The 14,766-nt window shown below is 44.5% G+C and carries 14 protein-coding genes; 10 read left to right on the top strand and 4 right to left on the bottom strand.

Features of this window, described 5'->3' with window-relative positions:
• Window positions 1-113: 113 nt before the first annotated feature.
• The 4 genes from WC496_11635 to WC496_11650 form a co-directional block, all read right to left on the bottom strand.
• On the bottom strand, window positions 114-458 hold the full coding sequence (locus WC496_11635) for a hypothetical protein (GenBank protein ID MFA5293666.1): 345 nt from the start codon (window positions 456-458) through the stop codon (window positions 114-116).
• Window positions 459-536: 78 nt separating this feature from the next.
• The gene (locus tag WC496_11640) at window positions 537-716 is read right to left on the bottom strand and encodes a hypothetical protein (GenBank protein ID MFA5293667.1); all 180 of its coding nucleotides are present in this window, start codon (window positions 714-716) and stop codon (window positions 537-539) included.
• Window positions 717-746: 30 nt separating this feature from the next.
• Window positions 747-4,316, bottom strand: a complete 3,570-nt coding sequence (locus tag WC496_11645; protein MFA5293668.1) for a carboxypeptidase regulatory-like domain-containing protein — start codon at window positions 4,314-4,316, stop codon at window positions 747-749.
• Entirely contained in the window at window positions 4,313-4,888 is a 576-nt protein-coding gene (locus WC496_11650; GenBank protein MFA5293669.1) for an RNA polymerase sigma factor, read from the bottom strand. The genes WC496_11645 and WC496_11650 overlap by 4 nt, the downstream gene beginning before the upstream one ends.
• Window positions 4,889-5,334: 446 nt before the next feature.
• On the opposite strand from WC496_11650, the gene WC496_11655 reads away from it, so the two are divergent.
• Genes WC496_11655 through WC496_11700 form a run of 10 tightly spaced genes read left to right on the top strand, consistent with a single transcriptional unit; the run spans window position 5,335 to window position 14,758 of the window.
• Entirely contained in the window at window positions 5,335-6,858 is a 1,524-nt protein-coding gene (locus WC496_11655; protein ID MFA5293670.1) for a hypothetical protein, read from the top strand.
• 5 nt (window positions 6,859-6,863) lie between these two features.
• The gene (locus tag WC496_11660; protein MFA5293671.1) at window positions 6,864-7,403 is read left to right on the top strand and encodes a hypothetical protein; all 540 of its coding nucleotides are present in this window, start codon (window positions 6,864-6,866) and stop codon (window positions 7,401-7,403) included.
• Between the two features lie 8 nt (window positions 7,404-7,411).
• Window positions 7,412-7,954: a hypothetical protein gene (locus tag WC496_11665; GenBank protein ID MFA5293672.1), complete on the top strand. Its 543-nt coding sequence runs from the start codon at window positions 7,412-7,414 to the stop codon at window positions 7,952-7,954.
• Window positions 7,951-9,744: an ATPase, T2SS/T4P/T4SS family gene (locus WC496_11670; protein ID MFA5293673.1), complete on the top strand. Its 1,794-nt coding sequence runs from the start codon at window positions 7,951-7,953 to the stop codon at window positions 9,742-9,744. Before WC496_11665 ends, WC496_11670 begins: the two co-directional genes overlap by 4 nt.
• A gap of 29 nt (window positions 9,745-9,773) precedes the next feature.
• On the top strand, window positions 9,774-10,889 hold the full coding sequence (locus WC496_11675) for a type II secretion system F family protein (protein ID MFA5293674.1): 1,116 nt from the start codon (window positions 9,774-9,776) through the stop codon (window positions 10,887-10,889).
• Window positions 10,890-11,261: a PilZ domain-containing protein gene (locus WC496_11680; protein ID MFA5293675.1), complete on the top strand. Its 372-nt coding sequence runs from the start codon at window positions 10,890-10,892 to the stop codon at window positions 11,259-11,261.
• A gap of 19 nt (window positions 11,262-11,280) precedes the next feature.
• Window positions 11,281-13,422, top strand: coding sequence for a hypothetical protein (locus WC496_11685; protein MFA5293676.1), 2,142 nt, complete (start codon window positions 11,281-11,283; stop codon window positions 13,420-13,422).
• Window positions 13,423-13,428: 6 nt separating this feature from the next.
• The gene (locus WC496_11690; protein ID MFA5293677.1) at window positions 13,429-13,890 is read left to right on the top strand and encodes a prepilin-type N-terminal cleavage/methylation domain-containing protein; all 462 of its coding nucleotides are present in this window, start codon (window positions 13,429-13,431) and stop codon (window positions 13,888-13,890) included.
• Between the two features lie 3 nt (window positions 13,891-13,893).
• The gene (locus WC496_11695) at window positions 13,894-14,274 is read left to right on the top strand and encodes a hypothetical protein (GenBank protein ID MFA5293678.1); all 381 of its coding nucleotides are present in this window, start codon (window positions 13,894-13,896) and stop codon (window positions 14,272-14,274) included.
• Complete coding sequence (locus WC496_11700) at window positions 14,261-14,758, top strand: type II secretion system protein (GenBank protein MFA5293679.1); 498 nt, start codon at window positions 14,261-14,263, stop codon at window positions 14,756-14,758. Before WC496_11695 ends, WC496_11700 begins: the two co-directional genes overlap by 14 nt.
• Window positions 14,759-14,766 lie beyond the last annotated feature (8 nt).

Below are 14,766 nucleotides of genomic sequence, written 5' to 3' on the forward strand. Positions count from 1 at the left end.
ACGAGCCTCCATTGCAAAAAGGTTATTGCGAGCCGCAACAAGCGGGAACGCGTTAAATTTTTGGGACGTTGAATAACGATCCCGTATTATAACCGAGCTTGGAGGCTCCGGTTTCATAGCTTATCCGTGGTTTCAAGTTCAAGCAGTATCACCGGTAAATCCCCGACTACATCGACGATATATTTGCGAGCCACAGAGCTCACAGAGGACACAGAGGATTTATAGACGCGATTGCCTGCCGGGTCGTACTTTATGCTAATTGAATTTGCGCCGATGGCTGCGGAGCGGAGTTTGTTATCCCAATTGTATTCATAGTTCTGAGTGCTGAGTCCTGAGTTCTCAGTTTTAAGGTTGCCGTTTTCATCGTAAGAGATGTTATTGCTGTTAAGTGCTGTCATCTCATTGCCCAGGTAAGAGAAGCTGTCGGGACTGCCGGAATTTATTGTCCTTTCATTCATATCCCCGTTTTTCTGGTAATCATAATCTCCTGTCCAGCTATTGCCGCCGATATTGCCTATACTGGCGTAAGTTAACTGCTATAGGCTATCATAACCGAAGGAAAGCGAATGTTCAATAGTGGAGTTGTCGGGTTTTGTAAGGGTTTCAAAGGCTGATTTGAGCCTGCCAAGGCCGTCAATCCTTCCTGGACCTGCGGCATTAAAGCTGAATGTCGGGGCGGTAACGCCAAAGCCGCTTGTACCAAAGCCAGTCAGCATATTATCATTATTGTTGGGATAATAGATAGCTTAGTTGGACTTAAGAATATCAATCAGTTGTTGTGCGTTTATGTCTGAGGCGACAATTTTTCCATCCGGCCCTATCAACACAACAGCGGCAGGGCTGTATCCCATTTTGTAAGCTGTAAAAATTGTATTCTCGCCATAGTCAACAAACGCCTGTTTCCAGGCGCACTGTTTTTCCCGGAGATATTTTTCCGCAATCTCCTGATAAATTTTAGCATATTTTGCTGATATCGATACCGCTATGAATTCGACATTAGCGGTACTGCCATAATTTTTATAGGCATCGAAAATGCCGTCTATTTTAGCCTCGTTTTCAGGACTGTTTAAAACTCCGGAGCAGTTCCAGAAGACAAGAACGACAAATTTACCGCGTAAGTCCGCTAATTTTACTGTTCCCGCTATTGTCGTTTCGAGCGTAAAATCAGGGGCATTACTATCGGCCCGCAGAGCCTGGCTTGCGGAAATTACCTCCAGCGTAACCTGTCCCAAATCCAAAGGCAGGTCGATATTCGATTCGTCAACCTGCGGTATAGTAAAATTAAACTTACCGTTAAGCAATGGATTTTGATAATCGGCCTGTCCGTATCTGCCTTTTTTCTCCATAACATTAACAGTCATTGTATAATCGCCTTGTTCGATGTCTTCGGCCCTGAAACTGCCGTCAGAATCAATTATAACGCCGCTGTAGCTGGTGCGGATTTTTTTATCGCCGGCCTTTTGCATAGCTTCATTTAACTTTGCGTAGTAAGCTTTTCCATCGCTGCTTTGCGACCAGTTCTTGTACCATTCGATAGACTGTTTTGCGGTCATGATATCGAAATTCGTCGGCTTTGGAATTTGTCCGACTAAACTGTATGCCTTTTCCATCAATGCCTGCCGGTTTGCCATCTGCTGCGGCTGGATGTGAGAGATAATTTCGAGCATTTTTTTATAAAACTCCTCGCCGGGCCAGATAATTTTCCCGATAATCGCTCTGCCTTGTCCGCCTAAAACGACTTCAGTCGTCTGGTCGGGCAGAACGTTAATTTCCTGCCTTGCCGCGTTTGTACTCATCATACGGTCTAAATCGCCAGAGTGAATTATTCTGCATACCTGATTTTGGCCGGGAATGACTTTTTCCATAACAAATTTACCATTCTGGTCGGTTGTCGTTCTGTTGGTATATTGGTAATTTATGTTATCACGGTTATTATATTTTGCGGAATTGTTCGCACGGATTTCCTGATTGACGGCAAGTTTAGAGCCGACATAAACAACGCCTTCAATCCTGCCCCATTTTTCAAGATATATGGAAGGTTCCTGCGTAAATTCGCTGCTGTTTACATCCGCAAAACCTTCATCGCTTACTGCCACCAATTTGAATTTTTCATTACAGTCCGGCAAAGTAAATTTTCCCTGTGAATCGGTAATCGCTTTTTCGGTTTGCTGCGGAGAGTCCTGTTTTCCATTTTCCAGATTCAGCCAGTAATTTTTTCTGACTAAATAAACTGTTACTCCTTCACCCGCTTTGCCGTCAGGATTGTAAACGGCACCGGCCAGTTTATTTGCCTCCTCTTTGCCGATAACAAAATCATATTTTACAGTACCTTCATTATTGTCAAATAATCGCGACACGGCATATCTTCCGTCCGCAGTCTCGACTTTTAAAATATGCCTGTAATAGGGACTTGTAATTTGGAATTCATATTTGCCGTCCGTGAAGTGCTTTACGGCATACATATTACCTGTTTCCCAATGTATTCTGTTGTCATTTTCGGAAAACTTCAAACCTTTTGTAATGGTGAAATCTTTTACCGGCTCATTAGTCTGTGCAATTGTAACAGTTCCGGATATTACCAAGGGCGGATATAAAACAATTTCATATTCCTTTTGGCCGGCAGTGAATATATTATTTCTTGAGGACATATACCCCTGTTTATAGAAATCAAATTTAACCGCATCGGCCGGTGCTTCATTCCATACAAATCTGCCGTCATTGTCAGTTTTGCCGTTCCAGTTAACCATTCGATAGCCTCTCCATTCATCGGCATTAAGAGAGGTGTTGGCAACCGGATTGCCGTTTACATCGACAACGCGGCCGCGAATAGTATTGGCCGGTGCAAGAACAAAATCTTCGGCTTGTGCAGCGTCCAGGACATTCAGTTCTTTCATATCCGGGGCGTAACCATTCGCCAGTACAGTAAGAACATTAAATCCCTGTTTTGCGTGGGCAAATTCATAATAGCCGCTGTCGTTGGTTTTTGTTTTGAGGTTGTCCGGGTTGTAGCGGTCTTCGCCGATAAATACCGATGCTTTTGCTATGGGTCTGTTTGCATTGTCTAAAACATAACCGTAAATCGCCGCTCCCTTCTTTACGGTAATAACAAATTCCCTGTTTTGCAGCATTTGAAGTTCCGAAGTATTGCTTTGCCGTATCCAGAATCTATTGTCTGCGTAATCTGAATGGGTGATTCGGAAGCCGATTTGCTGTCCTTCCAGCAATTCTGCGGGCAGCATATCGCATTGCCATTTTCCATCGGCGTCGGTTGTGATGGTGTAATCATTTAATCTCTGCCAGGGGCCGGTTTTCCGATTTTCTTCGGGCGTGTAAAGATTTATTGTGATATGAGCGTCTTTGACCGGCTCATTCTGGTCGTTTCTGACAATGCCCCCCATTACGGTTCCTTTTTCAAGGTAGAACTCATATTCCTTCGGTATGACTCTATCTACTTCTTTGCCCCAGTTGAAATATAACGGTACGAACCCTTCTTTCTCAACAGAAACGGAAAAATAATCTTCCTTTTTCTTCCCAAGTGTTACTTTGCAATATCCATTTGAGTCTGTGACGGATATTTTCTTGCCTGCCCCTTTGACCCTGGCATCTTTAATTGCTTCATCGGTTTGTTTGTCTATAACCCAGATTTCCACGAACGGCCAGTTATTGGGGTCATTCGGGTCGCCGGGATTAATTGTTTTACTGATACTGTTCGGCTCATTTGATTCTTTTACGGCAGGGGCGGGTTTTGCATTTTTTACGGCCTGGATTTTTTTAACAGCTTCGGCAAAGGGATTTTCGCCGCTTTGCTGCCAGTTATCAGCCTCTTTTTTAAGGGCCTCTACGGCGCCGGCGGCTCCCATTTTCGCAAGATAATTCGCGGCGACGACTTTGGTTTCGTTACTGGCGGTGTTAAGAACGGCTATAAGGCCGTTTATATCGCCTGCGGCGGCAAGTTTTGCGACGTCGATAGACGGCACAATTTCATTTTTAGTATCAGCCGTTTTAATTTCATCGGGAAGCGTGATTTGCTTTTTTTCGACTTCTTTCGTGAGGAGTTGCTCCGGAGTGTTTTTGTCCTCCGCAGGTTTATTCAAAAGGCAAATACCGCAAATTATAATAATTATCGCTGCGATTGCGGCGGCGATTTTGAATTTAAATGAAATGACCGATGATTTTCCAGTGTTTTCTTTCATATCAGCGTTCCTCAATAAATTTTCCATAATTTCTTTTTTCGTATCTGCCGGCAGTGATTGTTCCGGTTCTGCCATGCCGAGCAGTTTTTTCAGATTTTCATCGAGATGATTTCGTTTTTTCATAATGTCCGCCTTTCGGAACAGCAGGGACTGTGCAGTGATTTTGAATTTTTCAGGAAAGCTTTTTTAAAGGCGTTTCTTGCCCTGTGGAGAGTGATTTTTACCACAATTTTGCTTTGCCTGTTGTCTTCTGCGATTTGTTTAATCATTTTTTGCCGGCAGTAAAACTGGTTAAGCACATCCCTGTATTTTTCCGGCAGGCCTGCCAGAGTTATCTGTACAAGTTCTGCCGTTTCCTGCTTTTCGATTATTTCATCCGGCAGCGGTTCGTCTGCGATTTTTTCGATAACTGCCGTAAGTTCGCCATCGCCGCTATCCGGCGAGAAATTTGCGAATTTTTCTTTTTGCCTTAGCGCGTTTTTGATATGGTTCCTGCTCAGCAGTATCAGCCAGGTCAGGACAGTGCCCTTTGAAGACTGGTATTTGTTAATATTTTCAAGAGCCTCTAAAAAGGTTGCCTGCAGTACATCAGCGGCCGTTTGCCGGTTTTTTTCAACTCTTGTATAAACAAACGCATAGACACTGTCTGCATAGGTTAGAAACCATTTTTCTATCATTTCCCGCTCTTTATCCATAAAGATTTTCTGCCATTGCTGTTTTATCTTCTGTTGATATTAAATGTAACTGACCAGCGTAAAGGTTACACAAAAAATCGACTTTTTTGCATAAAATTTCCTAATATGTGTTTTTTTTGCTGCTTTTATGTGTACCGACAACGACCCGACGCGAAACTTTGCGGCATTATTTATTTATCGGAACTAAACATCTTTAAAAAAAATCTGGCAATAAATCCACTTTTTTTCGGACCATAGTTTCATTTTTGTTAATTTGGGCAATTTTGAGGGTCTTATAATAATTAAAACTATGCAAAAAACGCATTTTTACTGCAACGGCACAGCATCATGTTAAGTCGTTTTTTTATTGTGTCGATTTAGACGTAACAGCCCATATTGACAATAAGTTACGTTAGTTGGCTGAACGTGTTGTACAACAAATTTTATGGTGCCAGGGAATGAGCCTTATGTCAGGTATACTGGAAAAACTGTGTTGGGGCCGGGCCATCGGTGTGTATTTTCACGGTGACCGTGTAAGTATTACTGATGTTGGTAATACGATCAAGGGTCTGGCTACGCTTAATCAGCAATCATTTGAAATTGGTGACGAGGACCCGGTCCAGTCACTGTCGAACATACTGCAGGAATACATAAAAAATCGCGGCGGTAAAAACACTCCGGTTTGTTTGGGTCTTAAACCTGAACAGGCTTTTTTCATAACATCAGCGGCAGAGTGCGAACAACAGGAACAGCTTCGCGACAAGCTTCTCGATTATGCGGGATTCCGCACAGCAGAAGAACGAAACGAAGTTGTTGCCGACTATTTCAAAATAAACAAAGTGAAATCATCCGCAGGCCAGTTGTGGAGCGTGGGCGTATGCCAAAAAGAAAATTCCAAGGGACTTTATAATGCAATTGGTCAGGCAGGTTTTAAGCATTTTTCATTGAAACCTACGCCGTGGGCCATGGCGGCATTTTCAGCAAAGCTGCCTAAGAAAAGCAAAAGCTGGAAAGTTTTGATACATATATTTCTCAATGAAACCGGCGGATTAGCAGTGCTGGTTGTTGAGAAAAATATTATGTGCTGGAAAATATTCGCGTTTTCGCAATCAGAGCCTATGGACAAAATAGAATCCGCCATAAGAAGCATTTTGATACAAAGTACCGTGACTCTGTTCCGGCCGATGGTTGATGGAATAGTTCTGGAAGGGCCGAAGGCGGGAAAATTTGGCCAGGAAGTTTATGACAGATTTGGCATCGAAACAGCAGCAGTCGAAGGCCCGGAATTTGCCGATTTCCAATTCAGCCACAGCCTGGCGATGTCGGCCCGACACAGAGAGGTAACACAATTTGATATCTTCCGTGAATTACGGCCCAAGCCAACCTTAAAACAGATGTTCCCCTGGAAACTTGCGGCAATGGTAGTATTTGCGGCCTGCTGTATGGCCTTTATGATGTGGCAAAGAACTTCGAGGTTAACCGAGAGCTATATCAATTTCAAGAAACAGAATGCGGCATACAAATGGGCTCAAAAGAAAACTACAAGAGAGCTTGCCAGCGAAAAGTTATCTCTTCTGACAGAGACACAGGCGGTAGAAAAATTTCTTTCGACGCGAATAATCTGGAGCGATTATTTACGTGATTTGCCGACCCGGCTTCCTCCCAACGTGAGTATTTCCAATATCTGGGCGGTGTGTGAATATGCGGATTCGTCGAAGAAAGTGGCCGGACGAAAAAAGATAAACAGGTCCATGTCGCTGCGAGGAATGACTTTATTTGATAAGGGCCGGGCATCACCGGAAGATATAGAGGCTTTTATGGAATCATTAAAAAAAGTTGATTTGCTGCAGAGAGATTTTCCAAACGTTCAATTGGCAGATATAAAATGGCGGCGTCAGGGCGACAGTGACGTAGCAACGTTTACGGTTATGGCTTCGCCGGATAAGTCTGCAAAAGGCAAGAAACAAGAAAAAGGCGGTTCTGAAGGATAAGTATTATGGATCTTGGTCTGGATAAAGAGAAAATTATGCGATACAAGGCTCTGTTTGAGCGGCATCTTGGCAGTCCCGTGAAGATGCGTCTTGCCACAATGGGCGGCTTGCTTGTCCTGACTATAGTTCTGGTTTATATGCCTCTTTCCAAGGAAATCAAGAAAAGCAAAAAACTTCTTTCGTCGGAAAAAGAACGTAATAGCTGTATTATGGAACATGAAAAGCTTCAAAAGCAGGTTGAGATTTTTCATTCAATTATCGGAGAAAAATCCGACACAAATGAATGGGTTCAATATCTGCTTGACGGTATGAGGAAATTTCCGGTCAAACTGAAGGGAATGGAGTCTAAGCAGCAGCGCAAGGTCGGTCCGTACCGGGCCGCGGCCTTGTCGATGGAAATCGAGGGTACTTTCGCCGAACTTAAAAAATATGTTGAGTGGGTAGAAAGTTCGCCGCGTCTTGTTCGAATCGATACGCTGCAGATCGAGCAAAGATCGAGCGGCCTGTTATTGAAAATTCTTGTTCTTGGAATTGTGCCGAAATAATGATGGAAATGCTAAATAGATTTGCGGTGTTTATTATTATCGGGGTTATCGGATACCTTGCATACTCTTCGCTGAATGAGCCTGTATCGACTAAAGCCGCAGAGAATAAGAACATACCAGTTATTACAAAGAAAATGATATCGCCGGTACTTATTGAACCGGAGAATCGTGCCAGCCCGATTGATAGAGACCCGTTTGCATCGAGCTGGAACAATATATCTCCGGTCGTATCCAGACAGGTTGGCGGCAGCGATGATAATAGTAAAAATCCCGCTTTCTCGGAAAAGCTGATGGGAATACTCGGCGGCTCTGATGGTCAGAATCTGGCTTTAATCGGCGGCGAAGTCTATGGCGTCGATTCATCTGTCAATCTGTCGGATTCGGGAGAGCCATGGCAGGTTAGCTCAATAGATGATGAATCAGTGGTTCTGACTCGTGATGGAATTCGGAAAGTTCTAAGAATAACAGACAATTACAATGATACCAATGATAGCAATGATATTCAGGCGGCTATTTCTGCGACTGAAGCGGAAAAGGAGTTCGGGCAATGAATAAAGCCTTTACGACAGACCAGCCGCTTTTGATTCAGCTTCTTATGAAGCGAGGCCTGATTAAACAGGAAGACCTCAACAGTATTCGTGAGGCCATCAATAAGTCAGGCTCCGCAGTAGATGAAGCATTGATTGTTTTAAATATCGCTACAGAAGCTGATATAGCGACGGCCTATAGTGAAGAACTTATGATACCGCTGGCGGATATGAATGAGCCGCTTGTCGCAGACAAGGAAATGGCTGAAAAGATCGGCGAATCGGTTTGCCGGGAGAACCATTTTGTGCCGTTACGCGTGGAAGATGGTACCGTTATGGTGGCCCTTGCGAATCCGACAGATTTTAGATTATTTGAACGAATTCAGTTGTCAACCGGTCTTGTCGCGCAGCCTGTTATAGCGACTTGTTCTGCGATTGACGACTGTCTCGGTGAAATGTTCGGAACACGCGACATTGTAAAGGAAATCGCCTCTGAAGCAAAAGTCCAAAGTGCCGGACAGCTAAAAGACAGCGATGAAGATGTCGAAGAAATCGTGGACCTGGACCACCCGATATCCAAGGGACGCGACAGCCAGGTGATAAGGCTTGTTAACCATGTACTGTCATCGGCAGTAGAGAATGGCGCAAGCGATATTCATATCGAACCGTTTGAAAAGAATTTCAAGGTTCGGTTCAGGATTGACGGAGAATTGAACGAAATTTCTCCTCCGCCAAGACCTATGTACGTTCCGATGATAAGCAGATTGAAAATTCTGGCCAAAATGGATATTGCCGAAAGACGTATCCCGCAGGACGGAGCCATAGCCCTGAAGATGGGCGATAAGAGAATAGATTTGCGTGTTAACACAGTGCCGACGGTTTTCGGCGAAAAGATGGTTATGCGTATTTTGTCCAAGGGCGTAATACCCAAAGACCTGACCAAGCTGGGCTTTTCACAAAAACAGGCGGACGATTTTAAAACCGCTGCCGAAAGTCCTCATGGCCTGCTGCTTGTTACCGGCCCGACAGGAAGCGGAAAATCGACAACGCTGTACAGCGTGCTGAATTTAATCAATCAGCCTGATGTCAACATAATGACAGTCGAGGACCCGGTGGAATATAAGTTCGACGGTATGAATCAGGTACATGTCCGAAGCCAGGTAGGTTTGACGTTTGCCGCGGCATTGAGGGCATTTTTGCGGCAGGACCCGGACATAATAATGGTCGGCGAAGTCAGAGACCAGGAAACGGCACAGATTTGCCTTAGAGCGGCATTGACAGGCCATATGGTTCTTTCTACGCTTCACACAAATGATGCTTTGGCGGCTATAAACCGTCTTGCGGATATGGGCGTTGAAAAATTTCTACTTGCCTCGGCACTTCGAGTCGTCGAGGCTCAAAGACTTGTAAGACGTCTCTGCCAGAAGTGCAAAGAAAAATATCAGGTGGATAAAGAAACTCTCAGGAAATGGCATCTCGACCCCGACAAGGAATATTTCCGCCCGAAAGGCTGCGAGGATTGCAGAGGCGGCGGATACAGCGGACGAGTCGGACTTTTTGAAGTTGTACCTATAACGGCCAAGCTTAGAGATATGATAAGCGGCGGCAGCGCCCTGAACGAACTGCGTGCACAGGCACGAAAGGAAAAATTTATGCTGCTGCTCGACGCCGGGCTGAATAAGGTACAGGAAGGACTGACAAGTCTGGAAGAAGTTTTAAGTACCTGTATGGAGGAGGCGGAAGAAGAAGGTTCAAGTAAGGAAATAGAAGAGGATAAAGTCCTCGAAGAAACAGTAGCTGCGGGTGCAGCGTGAAAAGATATATTATTTCAGGCGGCTTATAAATGGACCAGCAAGTGACAAACAGCTCCGGACTTTCGTGGGTGCAGAAGCACATACGGATATCGTCCAAGCTGCATCCCGGTATCAAGCAGGACGATAAGATGCAGTTTTTCCATCATCTTACGACTCTGTTCGCTGCCGGTACGCCGCTGCTCGAAGCATTGCAGATAGCTTCCCGTCAGACACAAAGTCAGAAGATGCAGAAGGTTATCAGTACAATCGCGGAAAGGGTCTCCGCCGGCACTTCGCTTCACCAGGCGGCAGGGGAATTTCCGAAAGTATTCGAGCGTCAATGGATAGAAGTTATCAAAACCGGCGAACTAAGCGGACAGCTTACACAGGTTCTGACTTCTCTTACCACATACATTGAAGCCAGCAAGGAAATGAGAAGTAAGGTTATCTCTGCTATGGTATATCCGTGCATAATGACCATCGTGGCGATTCTGGCCGTAGTGATAATGCTGTGGAAGGTTGTTCCTGTATTTACCGCGTTCTTTACGGATGCCGGTTCAAAACTGCCGGGCATTACGCAGGCGGTTGTGGATGCATCAGAGTTTCTTCAGAAAAAAGGACTAATGATGTTTGCATGCATTGCTGTTGCAATCTTCTGTATCCGTGCATATTTAAGGACCGACAAAGGCAAACACTTACTGGATCAGTTTATGCTGACAGTGCCGATGATTGGTGAATGCATCGTGTATGTGAATATGGAAAAATTCGCAACCAATATGGTTCTTTTCATGCACAGCGGTCTGCCGTTAATGGAGACGATAAGTTCACTGCAGGGAGTATTTCATAACAATACCGTTTACAGGGAAGCGATGCACAAAATCCAGCAAAGAGTGTCCAGCGGTGTAGGATTGGCGCCGGCGATGGAAGAGTCAAGACTGTTTACATCTATGGTTATCTCGATGGTCAAGGTCGGAGAGGAATCAGGCGAACTGGCAAAAGTGCTTGACCAGGTGTCGATGTATTATCGAACTAAAGTTAAGGATATAGCCGAGCGTATTACCGGAATGATTGAGCCAATCGTGATTCTCGGAATGGGCGTAAGTGTCGCTGTGATATTGACTTCGATTTATCTGCCGATGTTCCAAATGGCCGGAGGAGTCCATTAAATGATAGAGCCGATGAAACAAAATCAAAATGTATCTTTTGTGGAAAGACGTACTTATGCACGTGTGCCGTTTACTCATAAACTTATGGTGCTGGATATGAACACCGGTCATAAGTTCGAGGGTAACGGCATAGATATAAGTGTTATGGGTATAGGATTTTATTCCAGGAAACTTTTTCAAAAAGAACATCATGTTCAAATACAGGTCTGGCTGGACGGCGGCGAGAATGTTGACCCTGTCCTGATTAGCGGTACTGTTAAATGGTCAAAACCTGAACAGGATGGCGGAATTATGGGCGTTCAGTTCGATATGCTTATTAAAGCATCTGACCATCCGGATTTATACGAACAGATTTGCAAAAAGGAAGTTTAGCGGAAATTAAAGATAAAGTGTGAATATAAAAGATAAACTACAATCTGTTATGTCAACGAAAGACGGTAAACGAAAAGTCATAATTGCTGCGGCAGTTGTACTGTTGGTTTTGACCGTTGCGCTGATTTTGTATTCAACCCCGGCCAAAAAACCTGTTCTGTCTGCTTCATCTAATATAAAGACTAAAAAGACTGTTAAAAGCAGCAAGCCTGCAAAGAAGAAAACTAAAGTTACCGATAGTAACCATGTTTCAGACGGCAACCGGCCGGCAAGTCTGCCGAAATTATCCGCTTCTTCGACCTTGTCCAATACCGGGAATAAAAAATCTGTTAAGAGCAAGAGCAGTAAGTTGGTAGATAAAAAAGTTAAAATTGCCGAGGATAGCCAGATGACGGTCGACAGTAACCAGGTAGCCGCTATAATAGAAGCCTTCAAATCGTCTGCTGCGGCTGAAGCCAATGACAATAATGAAGTTTCCAATAACAGCCGGATTGCGAGTGTTGACAAACCTGTAGAAAATAACCCTATCGAGCCAGATGAAGAATTGATAATAAAAGAAGCCTCGGATATAAAGCCTAAATCCGCCAATCTGTCTCCGAATCTCGGCAGTATTCAATCTAATATACAATCGCTGATATTTATGAGAAATATGCCGATATCCGATGCTCTGCAACTTTTGGGCGTCAGGTACGGCAAAAATATTGTTCCAACTTCGAAAGTTTCGGGCAATATCGCTTTCACGAAGCTGAATAATGTGAGCTTCGAAGAGGCGATGAGCGCGATTCTCGGAGAAGAGTTCGAATATCAGGAGCAGGGGAATCTAATCAAAGTTTATACTGCCGGGGACAACAGTAAAGTTAAACCGGACAGCAGCGGAATGGTATGTAAAGTGTTTACTTTATATTATATTACCGCAGCCGAGGCCAAAAAAATGGTTACGCCTGTAATGAGCAGCAGCGGCAAAATAGAAATAACGACCGCTGCGGTGACGACTATGCCGGACAGTGATACAATCGGCGGCGTAGGCGGAGGAGACGCCCTTGCCATTAATGATATGATGGTAGTTTACGACTATCCTGAACAAATAACGCAGATTGAACAAATAATAGCCGCCATAGATATCAGGCCCAAGCAGGTTCTTATCGAAGCGACAATTATGACGGCAGCCCTTACAGATGGCACGCAGTTTGGAATTGACTGGAGAAATCTCAAAAATGTAGCGTTGGAATTGACTCCCGGGGCTCCCGACATTTTCGATTTTTATGGAACTGACACAAAAATAGGCTCGAGCGCTCTTACGGGCGGATTGTCGGTCGGAGTTGTAAGAGACGATGTTGCGGTATTTATCAGGGCAGTTGAGGAAATTACCGATGTAACTATACTGGCCAATCCGAAAATACTTGCGACAAACAAGCAGCTTGGACAGGTTTATATTGGAACAAAAGTCGCATATCAATCTGCTGTTACGCAGACGGATACATCGACTACTCAAACAATTGAATTCCTTGACACGGGTACGAAATTATCATTCAGGCCGTATATAGGAAATGACGGCTACATACGAATGGATATTCATCCAAAAGACAGTTCCGCGGTAATCAGAAATATAGGTACGTCATCGGTGCCGGATGAGACATCAGCCGAATTAGTTTCGAATATTATAGTTAAAGACGGCGAAACAATAATAATTGGCGGACTTTTTAGAAACACGGTTAGCAACAAAAAAACACAGGTTCCTTTGCTCGGCAATCTTCCTGTTGTAGGCACTGCTTTCAGCAGTACTGCCGATGAAGGAAGGCGCGAAGAGGTTATTGTACTTTTGACTCCGCATATCATTGGCGAGCCTTCGCAGACTATGGGCATTGAAAGGTCGGAAGACGTTGGACGGAAAATCAGCGGCGCTAAAAAGCAGCTTAATCCATTGAATAGAATGAGATTGGCCCAGGATAGTTATGAAAAGGGCGCTGTAAATTATGCACAAGGCAGAAACGCCGCGGCGCTCAAAGAACTGGAGTCTGCTTTGGAATTATATCCGGATTATACGGAAGCTATTGAGCTTAAAGAGAAAATATACAGTGAAATAGCACCTTCGCGAAAACCCGTCAGGGAAATTATTGACCAGATTGAACAGCCAAAACTGCACAAATGGCGCAAGAGGTAAAGAGTTGTGAAATGCGCAGACTACAAAAAACCAAAAATCAAAAATGGTTACACGCTCGTGGAAGTGTGCATCGCGATGGTTATCATTTGTATTTTGGCCGCTATGGCAGCGCCGATATATACCAAGGCGATCGAACAGGCCCGGCTGGATTCTGCCGCGGGGAATTTAAAAACAATCTGGTCGGCCCAAAGAGCGTACTGGCTTAAAAATCATACATTTGCCGCCAGTCTGACTACGCTCGAAGATGAGGATTTAATAAGTTCATCACTTGCCCGGACGCAAATTGACCCGAATTCCATATATGTTTATGATATTGATTCCGCAGGGATCAGTTCTTTTGCGGCTTCGGCTACGAGAAGCGGCAGCGGTGTATGGAGCGGGCAGATTCAGGTAGACGAACTGGGAGAACTGTCCGGCCAAATAAGCAAAGATGACGGTTTTACCCTTTCACCTCTTACGCTGGAATAAACAATGAGACGGCAAAAATATAAATATCATACTATAAAGCGTTTCGGCCGGGCTTTCAGTTTTTTAGAGCTGCAGGTAACTATGGTAATACTGGCAATCGGGCTTTGGGGTTTTGCCGGCCTGTTCAAAGTTTATTCGCGGCAGGTCGACTATATTGAACAGAGCAGTTTGCCGGTTTCGACTTATTATATTGTAAGTCAATCCAACCAATGGATGAAACAACTTGGATCGCCGGCGGAAATAAAGCAGACTCCCGGCCAGGTTCCCTGGACGCCGCAGGTAGACGGCAACGATGTGGGAGATTACAGTGTTGCGATGACATCCTCGCCTGCTATGGATTTCGACCTTAACACGGCAGTTGTCAATATTCATGTGGAGCAGTGATATTAATAAAACGCTATCGACATTACGATGTGGGCGCAGAAAAGGTTTCACGATTATGGAACTGCTGGTTGTGTCCGTCCTTATGATTATCGTAATGATGATTGTCGCCCAGTTCTGGAAATGGTTTTCGCCGTGTATTACAGATTTGATTGCCAGAGAACGTCTGCTGCGTGAAGGACGTTTGACGATGCAAAATCTGTCTTATGATTTTGGTTCTGCCACTGAAATTTCCGGCGGCAGCCAGCTTATTATTAACGGGAATATATATTATTACCGTGAAAGTCCGGATGACTCCAATCTTTATCGCCGTGACGTTTCGGAAGGAACAGATTTCGCTATTGCCGATTGCGTATCAAATTTTTCAGTGGAAGAGAATCCGGAAGGCTCAAATCTCTGGCAGATTACGCTTGAATTTTCGGCGCGTAGTTACAACAACGACCAGCCTTTCAGCCGTGAACTCGTATTTCGCTGGAGTCCTCCGTAAGAGGAACG

The organism is Phycisphaerae bacterium, assembly GCA_041652575.1.
GTDB lineage: Bacteria > Planctomycetota > Phycisphaerae > Sedimentisphaerales > UBA12454 > UBA12454.

What these genes read in the sequence shown, in the direction of transcription:
- WC496_11635 (MFA5293666.1), bottom strand. Translation starts at nt 458, where the DNA reads ATGAATGAAAGGACAATAAATTCCGGCAGTCCCGACAGCTTCTCTTAC.
- WC496_11640 (MFA5293667.1), bottom strand. Translation starts at nt 716, where the DNA reads ATGCTGACTGGCTTTGGTACAAGCGGCTTTGGCGTTACCGCCCCGACA.
- WC496_11645 (MFA5293668.1), bottom strand. Translation starts at nt 4,316, where the DNA reads ATGAAAAAACGAAATCATCTCGATGAAAATCTGAAAAAACTGCTCGGC.
- WC496_11650 (MFA5293669.1), bottom strand. Translation starts at nt 4,888, where the DNA reads ATGGATAAAGAGCGGGAAATGATAGAAAAATGGTTTCTAACCTATGCA.
- WC496_11655 (MFA5293670.1), top strand. Translation starts at nt 5,335, where the DNA reads ATGTCAGGTATACTGGAAAAACTGTGTTGGGGCCGGGCCATCGGTGTG.
- WC496_11660 (MFA5293671.1), top strand. Translation starts at nt 6,864, where the DNA reads ATGGATCTTGGTCTGGATAAAGAGAAAATTATGCGATACAAGGCTCTG.
- WC496_11665 (MFA5293672.1), top strand. Translation starts at nt 7,412, where the DNA reads ATGCTAAATAGATTTGCGGTGTTTATTATTATCGGGGTTATCGGATAC.
- WC496_11670 (MFA5293673.1), top strand. Translation starts at nt 7,951, where the DNA reads ATGAATAAAGCCTTTACGACAGACCAGCCGCTTTTGATTCAGCTTCTT.
- WC496_11675 (MFA5293674.1), top strand. Translation starts at nt 9,774, where the DNA reads ATGGACCAGCAAGTGACAAACAGCTCCGGACTTTCGTGGGTGCAGAAG.
- WC496_11680 (MFA5293675.1), top strand. Translation starts at nt 10,890, where the DNA reads ATGATAGAGCCGATGAAACAAAATCAAAATGTATCTTTTGTGGAAAGA.
- WC496_11695 (MFA5293678.1), top strand. Translation starts at nt 13,894, where the DNA reads ATGAGACGGCAAAAATATAAATATCATACTATAAAGCGTTTCGGCCGG.
- WC496_11700 (MFA5293679.1), top strand. Translation starts at nt 14,261, where the DNA reads ATGTGGAGCAGTGATATTAATAAAACGCTATCGACATTACGATGTGGG.